The organism is Desulfovectis peckii, assembly GCF_055391705.1.
Genome location: NZ_AP042409.1, coordinates 1,839,865 through 1,862,142, shown reverse-complemented (window position 1 = coordinate 1,862,142; position 22,278 = coordinate 1,839,865). Strand labels below are relative to the sequence as shown.

General features: G+C 43.5%; 26 protein-coding genes and 1 other annotated feature. Of the genes, 23 read left to right on the top strand and 3 right to left on the bottom strand.

Annotation, left to right across the window (positions count from 1 at the left end; genetic code table 11):
- The first annotated feature begins 22 nt into the window (after nucleotides 1-22).
- The 3 genes from sigG to ACZ5NG_RS09220 all read left to right on the top strand — a co-directional run bounded on the left by sigG (nucleotide 23) and on the right by ACZ5NG_RS09220 (nucleotide 1,469).
- Entirely contained in the window at nucleotides 23-796 is a 774-nt protein-coding gene (gene sigG, locus ACZ5NG_RS09230; protein WP_464251525.1) for an RNA polymerase sporulation sigma factor SigG, read from the top strand.
- Nucleotides 797-812: 16 nt separating this feature from the next.
- Complete coding sequence (locus tag ACZ5NG_RS09225) at nucleotides 813-989, top strand: hypothetical protein (RefSeq protein WP_464251524.1); 177 nt, start codon at nucleotides 813-815, stop codon at nucleotides 987-989.
- A gap of 216 nt (nucleotides 990-1,205) precedes the next feature.
- The gene (locus ACZ5NG_RS09220; RefSeq protein WP_464253142.1) at nucleotides 1,206-1,469 is read left to right on the top strand and encodes a YlmC/YmxH family sporulation protein; all 264 of its coding nucleotides are present in this window, start codon (nucleotides 1,206-1,208) and stop codon (nucleotides 1,467-1,469) included.
- 5 nt (nucleotides 1,470-1,474) lie between these two features.
- On the opposite strand, the gene splB is transcribed toward ACZ5NG_RS09220, so the two are convergent.
- Entirely contained in the window at nucleotides 1,475-2,503 is a 1,029-nt protein-coding gene (gene splB, locus ACZ5NG_RS09215) for a spore photoproduct lyase (protein WP_464251523.1), read from the bottom strand.
- Nucleotides 2,504-2,755: 252 nt separating this feature from the next.
- Here splB and nrdR point away from each other — a divergent pair, with 252 nt between their 5' ends.
- Genes nrdR through nrdG form a run of 3 tightly spaced genes read left to right on the top strand, consistent with a single transcriptional unit; the run spans nucleotide 2,756 to nucleotide 5,760 of the window.
- Nucleotides 2,756-3,211 (top strand): transcriptional regulator NrdR, encoded by a 456-nt coding sequence (nrdR, locus tag ACZ5NG_RS09210; protein WP_464251522.1) that lies wholly within the window; start codon nucleotides 2,756-2,758, stop codon nucleotides 3,209-3,211.
- 16 nt (nucleotides 3,212-3,227) lie between these two features.
- Entirely contained in the window at nucleotides 3,228-5,243 is a 2,016-nt protein-coding gene (nrdD, locus tag ACZ5NG_RS09205; RefSeq protein WP_464251521.1) for an anaerobic ribonucleoside-triphosphate reductase, read from the top strand.
- 13 nt (nucleotides 5,244-5,256) lie between these two features.
- Entirely contained in the window at nucleotides 5,257-5,760 is a 504-nt protein-coding gene (gene nrdG / locus ACZ5NG_RS09200; RefSeq protein WP_464251520.1) for an anaerobic ribonucleoside-triphosphate reductase activating protein, read from the top strand.
- 138 nt (nucleotides 5,761-5,898) lie between these two features.
- Here nrdG and ACZ5NG_RS09195 read toward each other — a convergent pair whose 3' ends face one another.
- Complete coding sequence (locus ACZ5NG_RS09195) at nucleotides 5,899-6,120, bottom strand: FmdB family zinc ribbon protein (RefSeq protein ID WP_464251519.1); 222 nt, start codon at nucleotides 6,118-6,120, stop codon at nucleotides 5,899-5,901.
- 176 nt (nucleotides 6,121-6,296) lie between these two features.
- On the opposite strand from ACZ5NG_RS09195, the gene ACZ5NG_RS09190 reads away from it, so the two are divergent.
- From ACZ5NG_RS09190 to ACZ5NG_RS09110, 17 genes are all read left to right on the top strand, one after another.
- Nucleotides 6,297-7,859, top strand: coding sequence for an MBL fold metallo-hydrolase RNA specificity domain-containing protein (locus ACZ5NG_RS09190; RefSeq protein ID WP_464251518.1), 1,563 nt, complete (start codon nucleotides 6,297-6,299; stop codon nucleotides 7,857-7,859).
- 66 nt (nucleotides 7,860-7,925) lie between these two features.
- The gene (gene pgeF, locus ACZ5NG_RS09185) at nucleotides 7,926-8,759 is read left to right on the top strand and encodes a peptidoglycan editing factor PgeF (protein ID WP_464251517.1); all 834 of its coding nucleotides are present in this window, start codon (nucleotides 7,926-7,928) and stop codon (nucleotides 8,757-8,759) included.
- 50 nt (nucleotides 8,760-8,809) lie between these two features.
- Nucleotides 8,810-9,520, top strand: a complete 711-nt coding sequence (locus ACZ5NG_RS09180; protein WP_464251516.1) for a response regulator — start codon at nucleotides 8,810-8,812, stop codon at nucleotides 9,518-9,520.
- Nucleotides 9,521-10,522: a histidine kinase dimerization/phospho-acceptor domain-containing protein gene (locus tag ACZ5NG_RS09175; protein ID WP_464251515.1), complete on the top strand. Its 1,002-nt coding sequence runs from the start codon at nucleotides 9,521-9,523 to the stop codon at nucleotides 10,520-10,522.
- An 8-nt stretch (nucleotides 10,523-10,530) separates the two neighbouring features.
- Nucleotides 10,531-10,887, top strand: coding sequence for a sensor histidine kinase (locus ACZ5NG_RS09170; protein ID WP_464251514.1), 357 nt, complete (start codon nucleotides 10,531-10,533; stop codon nucleotides 10,885-10,887).
- A gap of 152 nt (nucleotides 10,888-11,039) precedes the next feature.
- Nucleotides 11,040-11,798, top strand: a complete 759-nt coding sequence (gene pstB / locus ACZ5NG_RS09165) for a phosphate ABC transporter ATP-binding protein PstB (protein ID WP_464251513.1) — start codon at nucleotides 11,040-11,042, stop codon at nucleotides 11,796-11,798.
- A 15-nt stretch (nucleotides 11,799-11,813) separates the two neighbouring features.
- A complete protein-coding gene (phoU, locus tag ACZ5NG_RS09160; protein WP_464251512.1) occupies nucleotides 11,814-12,470 on the top strand; it encodes a phosphate signaling complex protein PhoU in 657 nt (218 codons plus the stop codon).
- A gap of 116 nt (nucleotides 12,471-12,586) precedes the next feature.
- Nucleotides 12,587-13,543: a biotin/lipoyl attachment domain-containing protein gene (locus ACZ5NG_RS09155; RefSeq protein WP_464251511.1), complete on the top strand. Its 957-nt coding sequence runs from the start codon at nucleotides 12,587-12,589 to the stop codon at nucleotides 13,541-13,543.
- 25 nt (nucleotides 13,544-13,568) lie between these two features.
- A complete protein-coding gene (locus ACZ5NG_RS09150) occupies nucleotides 13,569-14,246 on the top strand; it encodes a YggS family pyridoxal phosphate-dependent enzyme (RefSeq protein ID WP_464251510.1) in 678 nt (225 codons plus the stop codon).
- A gap of 52 nt (nucleotides 14,247-14,298) precedes the next feature.
- On the top strand, nucleotides 14,299-14,736 hold the full coding sequence (locus ACZ5NG_RS09145; protein ID WP_464251509.1) for a cell division protein SepF: 438 nt from the start codon (nucleotides 14,299-14,301) through the stop codon (nucleotides 14,734-14,736).
- Nucleotides 14,737-14,771: 35 nt separating this feature from the next.
- Entirely contained in the window at nucleotides 14,772-15,038 is a 267-nt protein-coding gene (locus ACZ5NG_RS09140; RefSeq protein WP_464251508.1) for a YggT family protein, read from the top strand.
- Entirely contained in the window at nucleotides 15,039-15,830 is a 792-nt protein-coding gene (locus ACZ5NG_RS09135; protein WP_464251507.1) for a photosystem II S4 domain protein, read from the top strand.
- Between the two features lie 29 nt (nucleotides 15,831-15,859).
- Nucleotides 15,860-16,402 carry a DivIVA domain-containing protein gene (locus ACZ5NG_RS09130; RefSeq protein WP_464251506.1) on the top strand — a complete coding sequence of 181 codons (543 nt, stop codon included), beginning with the start codon at nucleotides 15,860-15,862 and terminating at the stop codon, nucleotides 16,400-16,402.
- Nucleotides 16,403-16,417: 15 nt separating this feature from the next.
- Nucleotides 16,418-16,705, top strand: a complete 288-nt coding sequence (locus tag ACZ5NG_RS09125; protein WP_464251505.1) for a DUF167 domain-containing protein — start codon at nucleotides 16,418-16,420, stop codon at nucleotides 16,703-16,705.
- 158 nt (nucleotides 16,706-16,863) lie between these two features.
- The gene (locus ACZ5NG_RS09120; RefSeq protein ID WP_464251171.1) at nucleotides 16,864-18,252 is read left to right on the top strand and encodes an ISLre2 family transposase; all 1,389 of its coding nucleotides are present in this window, start codon (nucleotides 16,864-16,866) and stop codon (nucleotides 18,250-18,252) included.
- Between the two features lie 131 nt (nucleotides 18,253-18,383).
- Nucleotides 18,384-18,617 (top strand) — a binding site (T-box leader).
- Between the two features lie 60 nt (nucleotides 18,618-18,677).
- On the top strand, nucleotides 18,678-21,461 hold the full coding sequence (gene ileS / locus ACZ5NG_RS09115) for an isoleucine--tRNA ligase (protein ID WP_464251504.1): 2,784 nt from the start codon (nucleotides 18,678-18,680) through the stop codon (nucleotides 21,459-21,461).
- A 158-nt stretch (nucleotides 21,462-21,619) separates the two neighbouring features.
- Entirely contained in the window at nucleotides 21,620-21,916 is a 297-nt protein-coding gene (locus tag ACZ5NG_RS09110) for a hypothetical protein (RefSeq protein WP_464251503.1), read from the top strand.
- Here ACZ5NG_RS09110 and ACZ5NG_RS09105 read toward each other — a convergent pair.
- The gene (locus ACZ5NG_RS09105; protein WP_464251502.1) at nucleotides 21,913-22,128 is read right to left on the bottom strand and encodes a small, acid-soluble spore protein, alpha/beta type; all 216 of its coding nucleotides are present in this window, start codon (nucleotides 22,126-22,128) and stop codon (nucleotides 21,913-21,915) included. The two genes, ACZ5NG_RS09110 and ACZ5NG_RS09105, sit on opposite strands and share 4 nt — an antisense overlap.
- Nucleotides 22,129-22,278 lie beyond the last annotated feature (150 nt).

The window sequence follows — 22,278 nt, the reverse complement described above, 5'->3', positions numbered from 1 at the left end:
CAAAAAGAGCGGGGGACTTGATATGCTGGTTAACAAAGTAGAAATCTGTGGCGTAAACACTTCCAAACTCCCAGTACTATCGAATAAAGAAATGCGGGTTTTATTTGAGGCTTTAAAGAAAGGTGACAAAAACGCGCGTAACCAGCTTATCAACGGTAACTTGCGGTTGGTGCTGAGCGTAATTCAGCGTTTTACCAATCGCGGCGAATGTGTAGATGATTTATTTCAAGTGGGCTGTATCGGCTTGATGAAAGCAATCGATAATTTTGACTTAAACCAAAATGTAAAGTTCTCCACCTATGCGGTACCGATGATTATCGGGGAAATTAGGCGTTATTTGCGGGATAATAACCCCATCAGAGTGAGCAGATCACTGCGGGATATTGCCTATAAAGCCCTGCAGGTACGAGATTCACTAATCAACAAGAATTCCCGTGAACCTTCGATCAATGAAATTGCCAAAGCGTTAAATATGCCGAGAGAAGAAATAGTTTTTGCTTTAGATGCCATTCAAGAACCGATTTCCCTTTTTGAGCCAATCTATCACGACGGTGGCGATCCAATCTTTGTCATGGATCAAATCAGTGACGAAAAAAGCCTTGATCTCAGTTGGCAGGAAGGAATAGCTATTCGGGATGCTTTAAACCGCTTAAGTGAACGGGAAAGGCATATCTTAACCCTGCGCTTTTTTGAAGGAAAAACCCAGATGGAGGTTGCAGAAGAAATCGGTATTTCCCAGGCACAAGTATCTAGACTGGAAAAAGCGGCATTAACGCAAATGCGCAAACACATTTAAACGGGAGAAATGTCAAATGCGTAAATGGTTAGCTTTTATAGTCGGAACGACGATTTTTGCTCTGACAATTGCCCAAGTTGCTTGGTATAAATATGATGCCGTTGAGGCTTACAATCCAAACAATTTTTATTATCAACTTGAAGAAAGCATACCTGCTGACAGCTTGCCCCAACACTGCTGTACAGTGATCTAAACCAATCACCGACAGCAGTTCTCAACACCCCTACCCTTTGGCTTTTGTTCTATTTGCGCCCGCTAGGGGCCGAGAGCAAAACGCCCTCCTAACCAACTCCCCTAACCGACTAACTAACTAACTAACTAACAAACAAACTACAACCACCTGTCCCACTTTCCGGTTCAAAAACGCCTCCCCGTTACATATACATAGTAGGGGGGTGAAGTTGTGAAAATGGTAAAAATTTCCGAGCTGCGCATGCGGGAAATTATAAATATTGCCGATGGGCGCAGATTAGGGGTGATTAAAGATATCGATATAGATTTGGAAAACGGCAAAATCAATGCGCTGATACTGCCCGGAAGCGGCCGCATACTGGGCTTTTGGGGCAAGGAAGAAGACTTTGTTGTCCCCTGGAATAAAATAATTAAAATCGGCATGGATGTAATTTTAGTAGATATTAACACAATGTCCGAGGGGCCGAATTTGCTGCCCTGACAACATTAAACAAAGTATTTTATTTTGCCCTCCGGAAAGATATCACTAATGGCCGCGATAAAGAAATTTTTCGCTTCCGCCATCAAATCTTTGGGGTAGAGATATTTTCCGTAGCCAAATTGCCCATACTTAAATGTGCGCAATTCTTCATCCATATTCAGTGTAGTATGGGGAAAAATTTGGCTGATGTTTGCTTTAGCCCGCTTGGTAAAGCGGTGGGTAATTAACTCAAAGATGATTTCTTTGTTTTTTTTCTGCGGTATTTTGCTTCTCAGGGCCGTTAACATTTCATGATAGTGGTGCTGCCAGTCATCTTCCAGCATAATCGGACCGATAATAAAGCCTAAGGGATAACCGGCCGCTGCTACTTTTCCGGCTGCTTCCACTCGTTCCTCCATGCTGGGCGTGGCATGTTCGTATTTAGCAATAACCGCTGCACTGTTAATACTAAAACGAAACCGGGTGTGTCCCTTATGTTCGGCATTTAAAAGGGAATCTACATCAGTGAACTTAGTGACAAATCTAAACCTTCCCAAATTTTGGCGGCCAAAAAATTCAATGGCCTTTTTAAGTGCGCCGGTATAACCTTCAACCGGAATGGGGTCTGATGTTGCCGCTCCTTCAAAGACGGTAACTTCCGGACTGCCCTCTTTAATGTAGCGGGCGGCCCGTTCTAAAATATCGTCAATGTTTACATAAATGCGAATATATGGCTTTTTACCCAAGTTAGTATTTAGGTAGCAGTACTCACATTTGCCCGGACAGCCGGTTACTAACGGCAGTTGGTAATGAGCTGACGGTTTGCAGGTTTGAAAATCAAGGCTGCGGCGAACACCAACCACTAAAGTGCGCTTACCTTCAAAATAAGCTTCTTGGGGGTTCTTTCCCGGGATACCGATTACCCGATTGTGGGAAGAAGTATATTTTATTTCCGCCTTCATATCGGTAAAAAGCTTTTTTAATTCTTTTCCCAAAGGATACTCTAAAGCATCCGGTTCAAAAAAAACCCGCCGGGGTATAAATTGATAATTCATGGCCTCACCTTACACTTTTAACTAAATTTAACGGTTATTGTTCCCTGAACCCTGATTTTCTATCTTTAATGTTTGCGGTAATTCCTGTTATAATGATAGCGCCTTCCCTTCCAAATCTACCCTTCATTCCCAATAGAACTGTTTTCCCGTTCTTTGAATTTAATAACTTTTCAGTTAAATATTGACTAACTAGATATTGTGTAATAGAATAAACTTGTCACAATATATAGTGTATTATTGGGAGCTGATATCATGCGTTGCCCCTTTTGTGCTTGTTTGGAGAGCAGGGTGCTTGATTCCCGGCCGGCTGATGAAGGTGCTACCATTCGCCGCCGCCGTGAATGCGTCAGTTGTGGCAAACGCTTTACTACTTATGAGCGATTTGAGATAGCACCGTTGGTGGTAGTGAAGAAGGACGGTCGTCGTGAGATGTTTGACCGCAACAAGCTTTTAAGCGGATTAATAAAAGCTTGCGAAAAAAGACCGATTTCCGTAGAAAAAATGGAAAAATGGATTGTGGAAATAGAAAAAGAACTGCGCAACAAAATGCAGTCAGAGGTTAACAGCAGTGACATCGGCGAGCTGGTAATGGACTGGCTGCGCCATGAAGATGAGGTTGCTTATGTTCGCTTTGCATCAGTTTACCGCGAGTTTCAGGACATCAGCAGCTTCAGACAAGAATTAGATAGGTTAAAAGATAAAAAATAAATAGAGGTGGGCTTGTATGTTTAAAACAATTAGAAAAAGAGATGGGCGAGAAGTTCCTTTTGACGAAACAAAAATTACCGATGCTATCTTTAAGGCAGCCCGGGCGGTGGGTGGAGAGGATCGCACCACTGCCATGGAGTTAACTTTGGAAGTGTTAAAGCTGCTGAAAAAAAGATATAACGGCAATATTTTTGGCGTCGAGGATGTACAGGATGCGGTGGAAAAAGTGTTAATAGAAAGGGGACATGCCCGCACTGCCAAAGCTTATATTTTGTATCGGGATAAACGCACCCGGATACGGGAAGCCAAAGCTGACTTAATGGATGCGGTAGAGGAAATTTTAGAAGAAACCAGTAGAGAAAACGCCAATGTCAGCAACTCCCCATCGGCAAAAATGCTGCAAATCGCCAGTGCAGCCAGTAAAAAGTATTATCTTAGCCGGTTAATTCCGGAGGAAATCGCCAATGCTCACATTTGCGGCGACATACATATTCACGATTTGGATTTTTACGGCAAGACACTGACCTGTATTCAGATTCCTTTAGGGAGGCTGTTAAAAGAAGGGTTTAATACGGGACACGGTTATATTCGCCCTCCCAGACGACCGAGTTCTGCTGCAGCTTTAGCGGCTATTATTTTGCAGAGTTCACAAAACGATATGCACGGCGGCCAATCTTTTGCCTTCTTTGATCGGGATATGGCTGATTTCGTGCAGGATGCAGATGAGTTTGAAATATATCAGGCCATGGAGGCTTTAATTTATAATCTGAACAGCATGCACAGTCGGGCCGGCGCCCAGGTGCCCTTTAGTTCTATAAATGTCGGTACGGATACCTCGGAAGCCGGTCGAAGCGTTACCCGCAACCTTTTGCTGGCTTATGAAGCAGGACTGGGGCGGGGTGAAAATCCCATCTTCCCCAATATTATTTTCCGCGTAAAAGCAGGCGTTAACCTAAATCCCGGTGATCCGAACTATGACTTGTTTAAGCTGGCCTTGCGGGTTGCGGCAAAAAGATTGAACCCCAGCTTCAGCTTTATGGACAGTTCCTTTAACAAGGAATACGGCGATCAAGTGGGCTATATGGGCTGCCGCACCCGGGTAATGGCTAACCGCAGAGGCCCGGCGGTTACCGACGGCAGAGGCAACTTATCCTTTACCAGTATTAACCTGCCGCGGATAGCGATTAAAGCGGAACGGGATATTAAAAAATTCTACCGCTTGCTCAACGATGTTATTGAGTTGACTAAGCGGCAGCTGATGCACCGCTATCATGTGCAGTCTAAACTTAAAGTGAAAGATATGCCTTTTGTAATGGGGCAAAAACTGTATCTTGGTTCAGAAGGACTAAAAAATGATGATCCCATTGAGGAAGCAATTAAGCATGGCACATTGTCTATTGGTTTTATCGGATTGGCAGAGACCTTAACATCACTAATCGGTGTTCACCACGGAGAAAGTGAAGATGCCCAGGCTTTAGGGCAAGAAATTGTTTCCTTTATGCGTAAAAAAGTAGATGAAGCCTGCGAAGAATACGACTTAAACTTTACCTTATTGGCTACCCCGGCAGAAGGCTTGTCCGGGCGGTTTGTCAAAATGGATCGCCGAGAATACGGCATTATCCCCGGGGTAACAGATAAAGAATATTACACTAACTCCTTCCATGTACCGGTTGATTTTCCGATTAACGCTTTTCAAAAGATCGCTTTGGAAGGCCCTTATCATAAGTATTGTAATGCCGGTCATATCAGCTATATTGAGCTGCCCAGCCCGCCGGTGCATAATCTGGAAGCAATTGAATCCGTTGTTAAGTTTATGGGTGAATCAGACATGGGCTATGCAGCGATTAACTTCCCGGTAGACTTTTGCACCAGTTGCAATTACTTAGGGGTAATTAACGAAGACACCTGCCCGCGTTGCGGTTCCGCCTTTATCAACAGGGTAAGACGCATCACCGGTTATCTAAGCACCACTGACCGCTTTAATGACAGTAAATTGGCTGAACTGGCCGACCGGATTGTACATAACTTATAAGGTGGTTTTGCCATTGAAAGTAAATGTAGCGGGTTTAACTAAAAGCAGTGTAGTGGACGGATTGGGTATACGCAGTGTGGTGTTTTTCCAAGGTTGTCCGCGGCACTGCCCCGGCTGTCAAAACCCCGATACCATACCTTTTACCGGCGGACGGGAAATGACGGTAGCTGAATTGGTACAGGAAATCATTGCCGCTACCACCCCGTTAACCAAAGGGATAACCTTTTCCGGCGGTGATCCCCTGGCGCAACCGGAGGCGCTATTAGAAACAATAAAGCTGTTGAAACAAAAAAACCCCAACTGGGATTACTGGGTGTATACCGGCTATACTTTTGAAGAAGTTAAAGATTTACCGGTAATGAAACATATTGATGTACTGGTGGACGGGCCCTTTATTGAAGCCCAAAAGGATTTAACACTGGCTTTTCGCGGCTCGGCAAACCAAAGATTAATTGATGTGCCGGCAACACTTAAGAACGGCCAAGTAATATTGCTCAAGCTGGAAACAGAGGAATAAGACAAAAAGAAAGAGCTGAAGCACAACGAGTTAAAGTATCAACAGTGCATCAGCTCTTTTTTTATAATAGTTAGTTGTAGAGAGCAATTCGGTATCAAACTACCTTGCCGTTAAAACGCAAATTTCCATGGTGACGGCTTATCTGCAAGCAGAGCAGTTGCTTGAAGTACAGGTTGTACAGCTGTCACCGCGGCTGCCACGCAGTGAATCTGCACTGTCTGCTCTAAATGCGGACATTATTCTTTTCGGACTTACTGCTCCACATTCCGGACATTTCAAGTTTTCACCGGTTTCACCCATGGCACATAGTTTTTCAAACTTATGTTTACAAGAGCTGCAGCGAAACTCATATATCGGCATAACTCTACCTCCTTGTCTGTAACATCTAAAAAAGTAAATTAGGGTTTATTCTAAAAATACATTATAACATATTATCTTTTTTAAACTGAAGTCAATTTATTGTGTCCAGCAGGGAAAAGGTTTTAAAAAGTTGAATAAGATCGAAAATATTCCTCTGTTAAGAGGAGAAAACGGAGATGAGTAAATTGCGTATAAAATTTTTAGGTGCAGCTCAGATAGTTACCGGTTCTTGCTTTTTATTGGAAGTGGGCAGTCACAAAATTATGGTGGACTGCGGCTTGTTTCAGGGTTCTAAGGAAATAAAAGAGCGCAACTATCAAAACTTTCCCATTCCACCCAGCAGCGTTGACTTTGTACTGCTTACTCATGCCCATATTGATCACACCGGTTTGCTGCCTAAATTTATCAAACACGGCTTTAAAGGCCGGGTAATTGCTACTGCCGCCACAGCGGATTTATGTGAAATTTTACTGCCGGACTGCGGCCATATTCAAGAAGCGGAATGTGAGCGCAAAAACCGCAAAAACCGCCGGGCCGGCCGTAAGTTAATTGAGCCGATTTATACCGCTGAAGACGGGGTACGGGCGATGCAGTACTTTGAGCGGGTAAGTTACGGCGATATAATTTCCATTACCCCGGAAGTGACCGTTCGGTTTTTAGATGCCGGGCACATTTTAGGTTCCTCGATACTGGAGATTTGGGTAACAGAAGGCGAACAGGAAACCAAATTGGTATTTTCCGGTGACTTGGGCAATATTGATCAGCCGTTTATTAATGACCCCAGCTTTGTATTTAATGCCGACTACGTCATTATGGAGTCTACTTACGGTAACCGGCTGCATAAGCATATTGACGATAAAAAGGAAATGCTGCAAAAGGCGGTTTTAGATGCTTATCAAAGAGGAGGCAATTTAATTATCCCTGCCTTTGCCGTGGGCAGAACGCAGGATATTATTTATGAACTTGCCGAACTACAGCGGGAAGGCAAAATACCGGTGTTGCCGATCTATATAGACAGTCCGATGGCTGTTCGTGCCACCAGTATTTTCAACTGCCATCCCGGTGTGTATGATGAAGAAACTACCGAGTTAGTCAGTAAAGGACAGCATCCTTTAAGACTGGAAAACCTGTATTTTTGCCTGACGGCAGATGAATCCAAAGAGTTAAACGAGAAAAAGGGCTGTCATATAATTATTTCCGCCAGCGGCATGTGTGACGCCGGACGCATTAAACACCACCTGCGCCACAACTTATGGCGCCCGGAATGTATTGTGCTGTTTGTCGGCTACCAGGCTTTAGGCACCCTGGGACGGCGTTTGGTATCAGGTGAGAAACATGTGCGCATTCACGGCGAAGAGATAGTGGTGCGGGCGGATATCCGCAATATTGACGGCTATTCTGCCCATGCCGATCAAGCCGGGCTGTTGGGTTGGCTGCGTCAATTTAAAAAACGGCCGAAAAAAGTTTTTGTTGTCCACGGTGAAGCCGATGCGGCCAATGAGCTTGCTCGCTTAATTGAAGAACAAATGCCCGGCATAGATGCCGTAGTACCGGAATTAATGCAGGAATTTGACCTCACCGTAGAAGAAATTGCTGACCCGGCTGTTCTGAAAGAAACCTACAATAATGTAATGAAAAAACTGGGTGACTATATCAATGCCGGTGTTGAACCGCAGGATTACGAAATACTGCTGCGGCATTTAAGAGAACTGGAACGGTGGGTTGATAAAGCGGTCTAAACATATTTTTACAAAAGGGACATAATAAAAATGTAAGCATGTTAAAGTCGGCAGGAGTGATTTAACTTGCTGTGTGCAAAAAACAGTTTTGTGCTCACCGAAAATCAAGGGGTGAAATATTTTACCATACCGAGTTTTACCGCTACTAACTTGGTTACCCACGGTTTCAGTACCCGCCTTGGCGGTGTCAGTAGCGGTGAATATCACTCTTTAAACTTAGCATTACACGTTAATGATCAGCCGGCGGCGGTGCTGGAAAACCGCCGCCGGATATGTCAGGCACTGCATATTGATTACCGCCGTTTAGTGGCCGGGGAGCAGGTGCACGGTGATGCAGTGGCAGTAGTTACCGCAGAACACATCGGCCGGGGAAGTCTGTCTTTGGATACTGCCATACCCCAAACCGATGCTTTGATAACTAATGTTCCCAATGTGCCGCTGTCCAGTTACTATGCCGATTGTGTGCCGCTTTTTTTTCTGGACCCGGTAAAAAAGGCGGTCGGACTGGCCCATGCCGGTTGGAAAGGTACAGTACTGCGCATTGGGGCAAAAACGGTCCGGCAGATGCAAGTTAACTTTGGCTGCCGTCCGCAGGATATCTTGGCTGCCATTGGGCCGTCAATTGGCCCCTGCTGCTATCAGGTTGATCAACCGGTTATCAAGCAGGTGGCGGCTAACTTTGACTTTTGGCAGCAAACGGCAAAGCAATGTGATGACGAACATTGGCTGTTAAACTTGTGGGAAATCAACAGACGCGTGTTGACTGAAGTCGGTGTTAAGCCGGAGAATATAACTGTAGCCGAAATATGCACGATGTGCCGGAATGATTTGCTTTATTCCTATCGTGCCGCTCAAGGTCGTACCGGCAGAATGGCGTCGCTAATTATGCTTACCGGGTAGTAGCCTTTGTCATGTATCTCCGGTTAATAATAACAGGCAAGGAGGTTATCATGTCCAGGAAGATCTTGGTGGTAGATGATGAGGAGAACATTCGGGAACTGGTTAAATTTAACTTAGAAAAGGAAGGATACCAAGTAATTACGGCCAGCGACGGAAATGAAGCCATCAAAGTAGCCAGAGAACAATTGCCCGATTTAATTATTTTAGATATCATGCTGCCGGGTATGGACGGATTGGAAGTATGCCGCAATATCAGCAATTGCCCGTCGACAAAAGGAATCCCGATTATTATGCTCAGCGCAAAGGGCGAAGAACTGGATAAAGTACTGGGGCTGGAAATGGGCGCCGACGATTATGTAACCAAACCCTTTTCCCCCCGCGAGCTGGTGGCGCGGGTAAGGGCCAGACTTAGACGCAATGCCGAAGTGATTGAAAACATCCAACCTGATTACCAAAACCGTTTTTCTATCGGCGGTTTGGTTATCGATGAAGATCGCTTTCAAATTACCGTCAACGGTGTTAAACAGGATTTAACGCCCAAAGAATTTGAACTGTTACGGTTTCTCGCCAGACATCCGGGAAAGGTATTTACCCGGGACTACTTACTGGAAAAAATTTGGGGATATGATTATACCGGTGATTCCCGAACCGTTGATGTACACATTCGGCACATTCGCAAGAAATTAGAGCAGTCGCCGGGATCACCGCAGTTAATTGAAACAGTTCGCGGGGTGGGCTATCGTTTTAAGGAGGGCAGCTAGTTGAAACTGGGAATTAAAGGGCGCATAGTACTACTTTTTTTATTTATGCTGTTAATTTTTTCCACATTACTGCTCCTTTATCACCTAAACATAATTACCCTAATTACTGCCCTACTGTTGGCGGTAGGGGGTATGGCGGTACTGGTTTATTTAACGATTACACACCTGATTAATCCGCTGGAAAAAATAATCTCAGTTGCTTATCAAATGGCCGGCGGTATTTTGGAAAACGAAATTATCATTGATGCCGACAATGAGTTTGATGAGTTGGCTTCCAGTATTAACGTCATGGGCAAGCAGTTAAAACTGCAAATAAGCCAAATGAATGAAACCCGTAATCTTTCCAAGGTGATACTGGACAGTATGGGTGACGGGGTAATTGCCTTGGATTCTAACGGCAAGATTTTGACGGTGAACCCGGCATTAGAGAGAATGTTAAACCTAAACCTTAAAAGGGAGCAAATTATCGGCAAAAAACTAATGGAAGTGATTCGCCATTACGATTTAGACCAACTGTTAACCATGGTTTTAACCAATAAAGAACCGACAATGCAGGAGATCAAAATTCTATTGCCCGAACCCCGGATATTAAGAGTAAATGCCACACCACTGAAAAGAAGCGGCGGCAATACCGTTGGTGTAGTGGCGTTATTCCGGGATGTTACCCGCTATCAGCAGTTGGAAAAAATGCGCCGCGATTTTGTAGCCAATGTTTCTCATGAGCTGCGTACTCCCCTTACTTCCATTAAAGGCTTTTCGGAAACACTGCTTGACGGCGCGCTGGAGGATGAACAGACAGCCAGGCGTTTTTTAAATATTATGAAACAGGAAGCCGACCGGCTGACTAAGCTTATCGATGATTTGTTAAAGCTGTCCCGCCTGGAAAATAAGAGAACAATACTGGACAAAGAGCCGGTGGATATCAATGATATTATTGAACAAGTGCTCTTTAACTTCAAACTGCAGGCGGCAGAAAAAAAATTAAATTATCTAAGAATTTAAGCCCAAATTTGCCGAAAATATCTGCCGAAAAAGATTTACTGATTCAAGTGTTAATTAATTTGGTAGACAACGCCGTTAAATATACCCCGGTGGGCGGAGAAGTATCGGTCAGTAGTGAGGCCAATAAAAAAGCGGTTTGCGTTTCTGTTGAAGATACCGGGCCGGGAATACCGCAAGAGAGCTTGGATAGAGTTTTTGAACGGTTTTATCGGGTAGACAAGGCGAGAGTACGGGAAGCCGGCGGTACCGGTTTGGGATTGGCTATAGTAAAACATGTACTCGAACTGCACAATGGAAATATTAAAGTTGAAAATACCGGTAACGGCACTAAATTTACCTTTTCGTTACCGGTAGAAGATCAGTAATGTTAAAGCAAATTTAACCTGCTTTAAATAAAGATATAAACCTATTTTGTTAAAATTTCAGTAATTAATGCCACACATGACAAATGCAGCAAATGGGAGCCGCTGTTATTTTAAGGTGTGTTTTAAATGTTTTCTCACCGGGAGGGCTTTGTTTGTCAAGAATTAAAATTGCCATTAAAAACTTAAACTTATTTTATGGACAATTTCAAGCACTTAAAGATGTCAGCTTAGATGTGGGTGAGAATAAAGTGACTGCTTTGATCGGTCCTTCAGGTTGCGGCAAATCAACCTTTTTGCGTACTTTAAATCGCATGAATGATTTATATGCCGGGGTGAGGGTGGAAGGAACGGTTGAGCTGGACGGTGAGGATATCTATCAACCCAATGTGGATGTAGTGGGCTTGCGTAAAAATGTCGGCATGGTATTTCAGCGCCCCAACCCCTTTCCGATGTCAGTTTATGACAACATTGCTTACGGACCGCGGATTCACGGTATAAAAAACAAACAAAAGTTGGATCAAATTGTAGAAGCCAGTTTACGGGCGGCAGCACTGTGGGATGAAGTACAAGACCGGCTGCATAAGTCTGCCTTAAGTTTGTCCGGCGGACAGCAGCAACGTTTGTGCATTGCCCGCTTACTGGCAGTGGAACCGGAAGTGCTGCTGATGGATGAACCGACCTCCGCTCTGGACCCCATATCTACCCTGAAAATTGAAGAATTAATTCGTGAATTAAAAGAAAAATACACCATTGTAATTGTTACCCACAATATGCAGCAAGCAGCCCGTGTTTCCGATACAACGGCTTTTTTCTTAAACGGTGAATTAATCGAAGTGGGGGAAACAGAGCACATTTTTACCGCACCGCAGGATAAACGGACAGAAGATTACATTACCGGCCGCTTTGGCTAAGGGGAGGTGGTGCTAATGTCAGTCAGGAGTAACTTTGAAAATATGCTCATTGATTTGCAGCAAGATATTCTGCGCATGGGCAGTTTGGTGGAAAAGTCAATCTATCATGCCATTCAGTCGTTAAATAAATTAGACGTTGCTTTAGCGGCACAGGTGATTGAGGATGACGATCGGATAGATCAATTAAACCGTGATATTGAAAACCAATGTATAAAAATAATTGCCACCCAGCAGCCAATGGCTAAAGATCTGCGCATTGTAATTACCGCCATTAAGATTATATTAAGCCTGGAACGAATTGCCGATCACTCGGTAGATATTGCCCGTGTCACGATGTGTCTAGCCGGACAAAAATTAATTAAGCCGCTGGTGGTGCTAAATGACATGGCCAATAAAACCCAGCGCATGGTTACTGATGGCCTAGATGCCTATGTCAATGAAGATGTAGAAAAAGCCCAAAAGATGTGCCGCAGCGATGATGAAATAGACGACCTATATAACGAAGTCTTTGCTGAACTAAAGGAATACATGAAAAAGGAACCCGCCACCATTGATCAGGCCTGTTACTTATTGTTGGTAGCCAGACTGTTGGAACGGATTGGTGATCATGCCACCAACATCGGGGAGAACGTTATTTATCAAATTACCGGTAAAAATATAGAACTTAACTAATCGGGCGCCGGGCGGCGCTTTGTTTCTTTTAGACCGGACTGACAATTTTTCATTATACACAAGGAATTTTTTAACAATCGTCGAATAATTCTTAGAATAACGTTCAGGAGCGAGCTGTGCGCAGGAAAACGTTAAAATACAAAAAAATGCGGCTGTTAATCAGTGCGGCGGTTATCTATTTGTTTTTGCTGTTAATTTCCGCTGCCTTGGCCAATTTAATTCGCGGACCGCTGCTGGCAAATTTAATCAGCATTAGCACGCTGGATGAGGACACTGTTGCCGACACCGTACCGGTACAGGCGTTGCTGATTAAAACGGAGTATTTACTGCGGGCCTCAATTGGCGGCGAAGTGGATTTTCTTGTGCGGGACGGGGAACGTGTTTCTTCCGGCGCGGCAGTGGCCGAGATTCACGCCTTGTCGCTGGACAACAATACCGGCACGGTAAAGGCAGGCGTTTTTGCCCCGGTAGCGGGTACTTTTTGTTCACATTTAGACGGTTTGGAGGAAGTGCTCACACCTTCGGCAATAAATAGCTTGGATTTAACCCAAATTGTTCCGCCAAAAACTGAGTTAACAGCAAATATAAAAGATGATAATATAACAGAAAAAGGCCAAGCAATAGGTAAACTGATAGATAACTTACAGCGGTTATTGATTTATCTGAGTACGGAAGAGCACCTTCCCGCTAAACTTTTGGACAGCGGCAGCACCGTTAAGTTAAACTATCAAGACAGCCGGTTTGATGCTCAAGTGGTGCAGGCAGTAAAAAGCCGGCCGCTACAGATTGTGCTGTCTGCCGCCAATTATCCGGACAGTTTAATTCACCGGCGGAATGTTGAACTGACACTGGTGCTGGAAGAACTAAGCGGATTGTTGGTAGCGGCTGATTCGCTGGTTTACAAAAATAATCAGCCCGGCCTGTTTATAGTGTACAAGCGAAGGGCAATGTGGGTTCCGGTAGAAATAGCGGGAGTTTTAAAAAACAAGGCTGCCGTTAAAAGTGAACGTTTAAATGACGGCATACGCTATATCATCAATCCGCATTTGGTAAGTGACGGTGAGCAATTGTAGTATAATTACTATAAAACAGGGAGCGATGTTGTTGGCTGATATTCTAGCTAACTTGCAATCAGTGTATCGCAGAATTAAAGAAGCAGAAGTGCGTAGCGGTCGTCAGCCGGGAAGTGTCAGGTTGGTTGCGGTTACCAAAACAGTGCCGCTGGATAAAATATCCGTGGCGGTGAATGCCGGTGTTGTTGATTTGGGTGAAAACCGAGTGCAAGAGCTGACTGAAAAGGCAGACAATTTTACCCAGGTAAAGTGGCACATGATTGGTCATTTACAGACCAATAAAGTAAAATACATTATTGATAAGGTTTTTATGATTCATTCCCTGGATCGCTGGTCGCTGGCCGAAACCATTAGCAAGCAGGCGGTAAAAAAAGGCGTGGCGCCAAACCTGTTGGTTCAGGTAAACATTTCGGGGGAAGAATCAAAACACGGGTTGGCTCCCGCAGAAGTGGAAGATTTTATTATCGATGCCTCTCGCCTGCCCAATGTGAACATCAAAGGTTTAATGACTATGGCGCCGCTGGTTGCCAATCCGGAAGATACACGTTGGATATTTAGAAAACTGCGGTTAATGAGAGAACGGTTGCAGGAAAAATGGCCGCATATCCAACTGCTTTCCATGGGAATGACCAATGATTTTGAAGTAGCGGTAGAAGAAGGGGCCGATTTGGTAAGAATTGGCTCAGCTATTTTCCGTGCATAACCACCCATTAATTTTTAAAGATTATTTTATTTAAATAAAAGGGGGGTCGGTGGTGGGTAATAAAAAGTTTCTGGATAAAATGATGGGTATTATTGGCTTGGATGAAGAAGTGCCGGAAGAAGAACTTGAACAGAGCTTAGAAGAGAGCAAAAATACCCTCAAACAGCGCCGCGGTACGGTGGTAAGCCTGCATACGCAACGGCAGATGCAGGTAGTGCTGGTAGAACCTAAGTCCTATGAAGAAGTACAAGCCATTGCCGATAATTTAAAGAACCGGCGGCCGGTTGTTATTAACTTGGAAGAGGCAGATGCCGATCTAGCCCGCCGCGTTGTTGACTTTATGAGCGGTGTTACGTATGCTTTAGACGGCAATATTCAAAAAGTAGGTAAAAATATTTTCTTATGTGTACCGAGTAATGTGGAAATTGCCAACGAATTAAAGGAACAGGTTAAAGAAAAAAGCAGTATTTTATCGATCTTTCATTCATAAATTTTTAAAAAGCTAAAAATTATTGAGGTGAATTAATGTATATCATTTATGATTTAGTCAATGTGGCCTTTGAAGTTTACAAGTTTATTTTACTGGCTAGAATTATTTTATCTTTTGTCCGGCACAATCCTTACAATCCGGTGATCAGGTTTATTTATGATCTTTCTGAACCTTATTTAAGCATCTTTCGGCGCTTTATTCCGCCTGTCGGCATGCTTGACTTTTCGCCGATTGTCGCCTTCTTTGTTTTAGGCATTATTCAATACTGGATTGTACTACCGCTGGTGAGGCTGATATTTTAAATGTCTTTAATTAATCGGGAAAGAGTTCTTGATAAATACAGCGGCGAAGAAAAAGCAATTTTAGCAAGAGCATTAGACATAGCAGAAATAGTATTAAAAAATTACCAGCCGCTGGTTACTGATTTTTACGATCCCTACCATGCCGGTTTGGTGCTTTCCAACTTAAAGCGAATACCAAATTTAGAAGTTGCTGCTGACGGCGGCTATGCTGATGCCGAGCGTACCCGAATATTGGTTTTTCCGGATTATCTCACTGCTGAGCAGGTTGACTCTCGGCTTACTTTTTTACAAATTAGCGGCAATTTTAAGCTGGTTTCGGTAACCCATCGTGATTATTTAGGTTCACTGATGGGTTTAGGTATTAAAAGGGACAAGTTGGGGGATATCATTGTCAATACCGGGGGAGCTCAGGTGGTAACCGATGTGGATGTTGCTCCTTACATTGTGGCCAATTTAAGCAAAATCGGTAAAGTAAGGGTAACGGTAAATGAAATTACTCGTGAAGAGCTTATCCCTCCGAAACCTGCCATTAAGGTAATTAAAGCTACAGTGGCATCAATGCGTTTAGATGCCGTTGCCGCTGCCGGATACGGTACTTCCCGCAGCAAACTGGTCAGGGAAATCAAGGCTGAGCGCTTAAGCGTCAACTGGTGCCCCAATACAAATCCTGCGGCTGTAGTTAAAGAAGGAGATATGCTTTCCATGCGTGGACGCGGTCGGGTTAAAGTGGCCGCAGTCACCGGCTTGACTAAAAAGGGTCGGGTGGCAGTGGAATTGCACAGATATATTTAGTGTCCGTTAAATTTGGAGGTGGAGCGCGCGTGTTAACTCCGCTGGATATCAGGCAGAAAGAATTTAAAAAGGGATTTCGCGGTTATGATGAACGAGAAATAGACAATTTTATCGAAGAAGTTGCCGATACCGTTGAAAGGCTATTGCAAGAAAATCATCTGCTGAAAGAAAAGCTGAAACAAAGTGAAGAACGGCATGCACAGTACCGCGAACTGGAAGAAGTACTGAAAAACACCATGATCATGGCTCAAAAAAACGCTCAAGAATTAAAAGAAAACACAGACAAAGAAATTCAAGTAATGATGAAAGATGCTTATCAACGGGCGGAAAAAATTATGCAAGATGCGGAGTTGGAAAGCAAAAGGATGATCGCTGAAGCGGAAGAAAAAGTAAAAGAGCTGATGGAGCAATGCCGGCAAATACAAAAACAAACCCTGGTGTATCGGACACAACTGCGCAGTTTCCTAGAAGCCCAACTTGATTTGTTAAACAGTGAAGAAAACAGCCATCCGATTGACATTGAGGCGGCTGAGGAAGAAAAAAATGAAGCAGCAAAAAAAGAAGCGGTATAATTCGGAGGGGGTAATTTGTTAGACATTAAAGAAGAAAATAATGCGGTGACAATTAAAGTCAGAGTGCAGCCGCGATCAGTGAAAAACCAAATTTGCGGCCTGATGGGAGATGCCTTAAAAATTAAACTTACTGCACCTCCCGTTGACGGTGAGGCTAATAAGGAATTACAGCAGTATTTAGCGAAGGTGTTTAAAGTCGCCAAAAGCCAGGTAGAGATAATATCCGGCTTAAAAGGGCGCAGCAAAACCGTGCGCATTAACGGCATAAATACCGCTCAGGCTAAAAAACTGCTGTCGATATAGCGCTTTTTATGAAGCTTTGCCCCTATGATATGCAAAAGAGCATCGGTTAGCGTAAAATTACTTTGGGAAAAACCACAAAATAAAAGAAAAGAGTATCTCCTCTGTGATATCATGAATTTGCCAAGAAACACAACAACCACAGAAAAGGAGATACTCTTATGGAATCAATTATACAGGAAATAGTACAAAAAATCATTGGTAGTTTTGAAAAAGAGCTAGAAAACCTAATAAGAGAAGGAAAAGATATATCCGAGTTCATTCTCGCTATTAAGAAGACGTTGGATGAAGTTGGAGTAACCTTAGTTGCTGAAGCCTTGGAAACAGTAGATCAGGTATATAAAAACAGCAAAGAACGTAAACGGTGCTGGACAGTAAAAGAAAAAGCAGCTAAAAAGACTCTTGCTACAATATTTGGCGAAGTCAGGTATAAAAGAACATATTACAGGAACAAAAATACAGGTGAATATAGCTACTTGTCGGATGAGGCAGTGGGCATATCAGCCCATGACAAGCTAGACGCTTCGCTGAAGGCAAAACTGATAGAAGAAGCAGTATATATGCCTTACAGCAAAAGCGGAGAAAAAGTTTCTGAAGCAGTAACTCTAACATCACAGACAGTAATGAACAGTATACGTGAGCTTGGGCGTGTCGAAAATAATTTAGTAGAGATTAAACAAGCTAAAAAGACTGTAAAGGTACTCTACATAGAAGCAGATGAAGATCATGTGGCGCTTCAGAACGGAGGTTATATAGAGCCAAAGCTTGTATATGTGCATGAGGGCAGAAAAAGGATTGGTAAAGATCGCTGGAAACTATTGAATGCAAGATATTTTAGTGGTGTTTATACAAACACTGATGAATTATGGGTAGAAGTTTTAGACTATATAGATAAGGCTTATGACATGGATGCTATAGAAAAGATATACCTATCAGGGGATGGGGCACCTTGGATAAAGAATGGACTAGGCTGGATAAAGGGAAGCATCTATGTGTTGGACCGTTACCACTTATCAAAGTATGTAACACAAGCTACAGCACATATGAGCTACACCACACCAATTATGTGGGATTATATAAATGCGGGAGACAAGGATAGCGTAAAAGAGTTATTTAAGGCAATCATTTGTGCAACCGAACCGGAAACAAAGAGAAGGGCGGTGCAGGAAGCAAGAAGGTACATACTGGGCAACTGGGAAGGTATAATGCGGCAATATGATGCGGATTATGTTGGCTGCAGTGCAGAAGGCCATGTTAGCCATATTTTGTCGTCTAGGTTAAGTTCAAGGCCCTTGGCTTGGAGTAAAACAGGTGTAGACCAGATGGCCAGATTAAGAGTTTTTGTAGCAAATGGTGGTAATGTATATGAATTGTTTATAAAAAGAAAGAAAACAGCCATAAATGAAGCAAGGAAGGTAAAAATAGACCAAGAAATTATCAGAAAACGAAAGCTTGCCGGATCGCACGAAACCATCGGTAACATAACTATTTTGAATATTGGTAAAAGAACTGGTACTTCCCAGTTACTTAAGTCAATAAGTTACGCTTAAGGCTGGAAGGTAAACAGAGGAATACTTTTTTCTTTAAAAAACCCATAGTATCTTGACGCTATCAGAGCATCGGCAAAAGTTGACCATTACCGCTGAATTTTGTATAATGTAGTAGTTAATTTTAAAAATAGGCAAAACCTATGATCGGAACAGTAAACAGTGGGGTAAATGTCACAGCGAGCTTGGAAGGCGGTGGAAGCCAAGCACATTGCACTGTTGAAGATCATCCGGGAGGTTCACGATCGAACGCTTATTTTAGCCAGTAGGTCGCTGACGGTGACACCGACGTTAACGGTGAAGAGTGATGCAGACAGTTCTCTGTTTGCTTCACAAGGGTGGTACCGCGGAACAGATCCGTCCCTTGAGGGGCGGTTTTTTTATTTATTGCCAGTTACTCATTTTAATAAAAGAGGTGGATTATAGTTATGGACTACGGCAAAACCTTAAACTTGCCTAAGACCGACTTTCCAATGCGGGGTAACCTGCCAAAAAGAGAACCGGAAATTTTAAAATGGTGGGAAGAAATTAACGTTTATCAACTGGTGCAGGAAAAAAACAAAGGACGTCCTAAATTTGTACTGCATGACGGGCCTCCTTATGCCAATGGGCATATTCACTTGGGCCACGTTTTAAACAAAGTGTTAAAAGATATCATCGTTAAATACCATTCCATGGCCGGTTACGATGCTCCTTACGTTCCCGGTTGGGATACTCACGGGCTGCCGATTGAACAGCAGGCGATTAAAAATTTAAAAATTAACCGTCATGAAATTGACCCGGTGAGTTTCCGCAAACAATGCCGCGATTATGCTTTAAAATTTGTCGACATTCAAAGAGAAGAATTTAAGCGCTTAGGTGTGCGCGGCGATTGGGAAAATCCCTATCTTACCCTGTACCCTAAGTTTGAAGCTAAACAAATAAGAGTTTTTGGCGAAATGGCTAAAAAAGGCTATATCTATAAAGGCCTAAAACCGGTTTATTGGTGCGCCACTTGTGAAACCGCACTGGCGGAAGCAGAAGTGGAATATTACGATAAAGAATCGCCGTCTATTTATGTAAAGTTCCCGGTTAAAGACGGCAAAGGACTGCTGCCGGAAGAAAACACCTATGTGGTTATTTGGACAACCACTCCTTGGACTATTCCGGCAAACGTGGCCATTTCACTGCATCCTGAACTGGAGTATGTACTGGTGCAGTTTGGTGAGGAAAAACAGCTTTTAGGCAAGGATTTGCTGGAAAGTTATCTTGAGGCTACCGGGCTGGAAAACCCAAAGATTTTAAAAGAATTTAAAGGTGAACAATTAGATAAAGTGGTTTGCAAACACCCCTTTCTCGATCGCGACTCACTGCTGATCTTGGGAGAACATGTTACCACTGATGCCGGTACCGGCTGTGTTCACACCGCTCCCGGACACGGGGTAGAAGACTTTGAAGTTGGCAAACAGTACAATCTGCCGGTGATTGCTCCGGTGAACAATCGCGGTGTTTTCACTGAAGAGGCAGGTATCTTTGCCGGCCGGAAAATTTGGGATGCCAATCAGCCGATAATAGATGAAATAAAAGCACAAGGTTTAATGGTGCATGTGGACAAAATTAAGCACTCTTACCCCCACTGCTGGCGCTGCAAACAGCCGATTTTTTACCGGGCCACTGAGCAGTGGTTTGCATCGGTGGAAGGCTTTCGTCAGCAAGCACTGGATGCCATCCGCAACAAAATCAAATTCATTCCCTCTTGGGGTGAAGAGCGCATTTATAATATGATTGAAGGCCGCAGCGACTGGTGCATTTCCCGGCAGCGTACCTGGGGCGTGCCGATTCCTATTTTTTACTGTGAGGACTGCGGCAAGGAAGTGATTAATGAAGAAACCATTACCCATTTAGAAAAGATATTTGCCGAACATGGTTCTGATGCTTGGTTTGCCATGGATGTTAAAGATTTGCTGCCGGAAGGAATTACCTGCAGTGAATGCGGCGGCAGCAAATTCAAGAAAGAAAAAGATATCATGGACGTTTGGTTTGATTCCGGCAGCAGCCACGTCGGTGTTCTCATGCAACCGGAACTATGGCCGGAGTTGCGCTGGCCGGCTGACCTTTACTTAGAAGGCAGTGACCAGCACCGCGGTTGGTTTAACTCGTCTTTATCCACATCAGTGGCTGTTTTCGGTGAGCCGCCGTACAAAGCGGTATTGACCCACGGCTTTACCGTTGATGAAAAAGGGCGTAAAATGTCCAAATCATTGGGCAACGTAGTAGATCCGTTAAAAATTATTGACCAAATGGGTGCGGATATATTGCGATTGTGGGTGTCTTCGGCAGATTACCGCAGTGATCTGGTAGTATCACATAATATTTTAAAACAAATGTCCGAAGCCTATCGTAAAATACGCAATACCGCCCGCTTTTTACTGGGCAATTTAAACGATTTTGATCCGACAGCAGACAGCCTGCCCTATCAAGAATTAAATGAACTTGACCGTTGGGCGCTGCTGCGGCTGCATAGATTGATTGAAAAAGCAATCAAAGCTTATGATAATTATGAATTCCATGTGGTATATCATGCCGTTCATAATTTCTGCGTGCTGGATATGAGCAATCGGTATTTGGATATTATTAAAGACCGCTTATATACCATGCCGGCTAAATCCAAAGAACGCCGCGGGGCACAAACGGTACTGTATCAAGTTTTAGATGCCTTAGTGCGCTTACTGACACCGATTTTGGCTTACACTACCGAAGAAATTTGGCGTTACATGCCTAAACCGGAGGGCAGCCCGATCAGTGTGCAGCTGCTGGATATGCCCCAGGTAAATGAAGAATATTTAGATGCCGATTTGGAACAAAAATGGGATCGCTTAATGCAGATCCGGTCCGAAGTATTGAAGAGCCTGGAAAATGCCCGCCAAGAGAAATTTATCGGCAATTCATTAGAAGCAGCGGTGCACGTTTATGCGGATGACGAGTTGTATCAGTTCTTAAAACCGATGGAAGAAGAACTGGCTGTGTTATTCATTACCTCACAGGCCCATTTGCATCAGGGGTTGCCCGCTGATGTCAAAGCCAGTGAAACCGTTCCTGCCCTGGCTGTTAAGGTAGAAAAGGCAGCCGGTGAAAAGTGTGAACGCTGCTGGATGTACCATGAAGAAGTAGGTCAAAATACAGAACACCCGGCGCTGTGTCCGCGCTGTGCATCGGTAATACAAAACCAATAGGCTAATAAACTTAAAAGCATATAGGCGGAGCAAACCATAGTTTGCCCCGCCTTTTTATGTCAGGCGAAGGGATAATTTTTCCATTAATTAATATGCGATTTACAATTAGTTAGTTGTTTTTAATTAGATAATTATGTTAAGATTATTGCAACGTGGGGGTGGTTAAAATACTGAAATGTACCGTTTATCCGAAGAAAGTTATGCAAATGAGTACTGAACAACTGCAAAATTTAATGGTGTCATTGTTGTATCATGTTGATCGCGCTTTTACATATAATACCAGTCCGGTAGAACTGACTAACCGAATATTAAGCGAACTTTTAGAGGCCGACCTGATAGATATAACAGGGACCGGCTGCGAGGGCTGTAGTTCCTGCGGTTCTCCGGTACAAACCAAAGAAACGAAGAAAAAACCGGGGAAAGTAATACAATTTCCAAATATCCAAAAAGATTAACTTTTTTTTGAAGGGTTTTTAGCTTTATAATCGGTAATTAAGCCTTTTCTAATTCGCTGCGTGATAATACCGCCGATGCGCCCGGCTTCTTTGGCATTTAACGCACCCCAACCGTAGGTGCGTATTTTTTCACCTAAGCCCAGTTCTTCGGCAATTTCCATTCTTAGCAGGTCTTCTTTGGTGGGTTCCTTAACTTTTTTAGCTCGTTTCATTTTCACTCATCTCCGCAGATAGTATTAATCATATCGTAAAGTTAGTATAGGCCGCTTGATAATAAAATATGAGCCGTAATAAAATACCGTTTGGCAATAAAAAATGCTTAGATTTTTATTAATTTTAAGCAGGAGAAAATCTACTGACAG

Bases quoted from the DNA above. Each gene is read 5' to 3' on its own strand.
- splB (WP_464251523.1), bottom strand. From the start codon at position 2,503: ATGAATTATCAATTTATACCCCGGCGGGTTTTTTTTGAACCGGATGCT.
- nrdR (WP_464251522.1), top strand. From the start codon at position 2,756: ATGCGTTGCCCCTTTTGTGCTTGTTTGGAGAGCAGGGTGCTTGATTCC.
- ACZ5NG_RS09220 (WP_464253142.1), top strand. From the start codon at position 1,206: ATGGTAAAAATTTCCGAGCTGCGCATGCGGGAAATTATAAATATTGCC.
- ileS (WP_464251504.1), top strand. From the start codon at position 18,678: ATGGACTACGGCAAAACCTTAAACTTGCCTAAGACCGACTTTCCAATG.
- ACZ5NG_RS09190 (WP_464251518.1), top strand. From the start codon at position 6,297: ATGAGTAAATTGCGTATAAAATTTTTAGGTGCAGCTCAGATAGTTACC.
- ACZ5NG_RS09105 (WP_464251502.1), bottom strand. From the start codon at position 22,128: ATGAAACGAGCTAAAAAAGTTAAGGAACCCACCAAAGAAGACCTGCTA.
- ACZ5NG_RS09225 (WP_464251524.1), top strand. From the start codon at position 813: ATGCGTAAATGGTTAGCTTTTATAGTCGGAACGACGATTTTTGCTCTG.
- sigG (WP_464251525.1), top strand. From the start codon at position 23: ATGCTGGTTAACAAAGTAGAAATCTGTGGCGTAAACACTTCCAAACTC.
- ACZ5NG_RS09120 (WP_464251171.1), top strand. From the start codon at position 16,864: ATGGAATCAATTATACAGGAAATAGTACAAAAAATCATTGGTAGTTTT.
- ACZ5NG_RS09140 (WP_464251508.1), top strand. From the start codon at position 14,772: ATGTATATCATTTATGATTTAGTCAATGTGGCCTTTGAAGTTTACAAG.
- nrdD (WP_464251521.1), top strand. From the start codon at position 3,228: ATGTTTAAAACAATTAGAAAAAGAGATGGGCGAGAAGTTCCTTTTGAC.
- ACZ5NG_RS09135 (WP_464251507.1), top strand. From the start codon at position 15,039: ATGTCTTTAATTAATCGGGAAAGAGTTCTTGATAAATACAGCGGCGAA.
- ACZ5NG_RS09195 (WP_464251519.1), bottom strand. From the start codon at position 6,120: ATGCCGATATATGAGTTTCGCTGCAGCTCTTGTAAACATAAGTTTGAA.
- phoU (WP_464251512.1), top strand. From the start codon at position 11,814: ATGTCAGTCAGGAGTAACTTTGAAAATATGCTCATTGATTTGCAGCAA.
- ACZ5NG_RS09150 (WP_464251510.1), top strand. From the start codon at position 13,569: ATGTTGTTGGCTGATATTCTAGCTAACTTGCAATCAGTGTATCGCAGA.
- ACZ5NG_RS09180 (WP_464251516.1), top strand. From the start codon at position 8,810: ATGTCCAGGAAGATCTTGGTGGTAGATGATGAGGAGAACATTCGGGAA.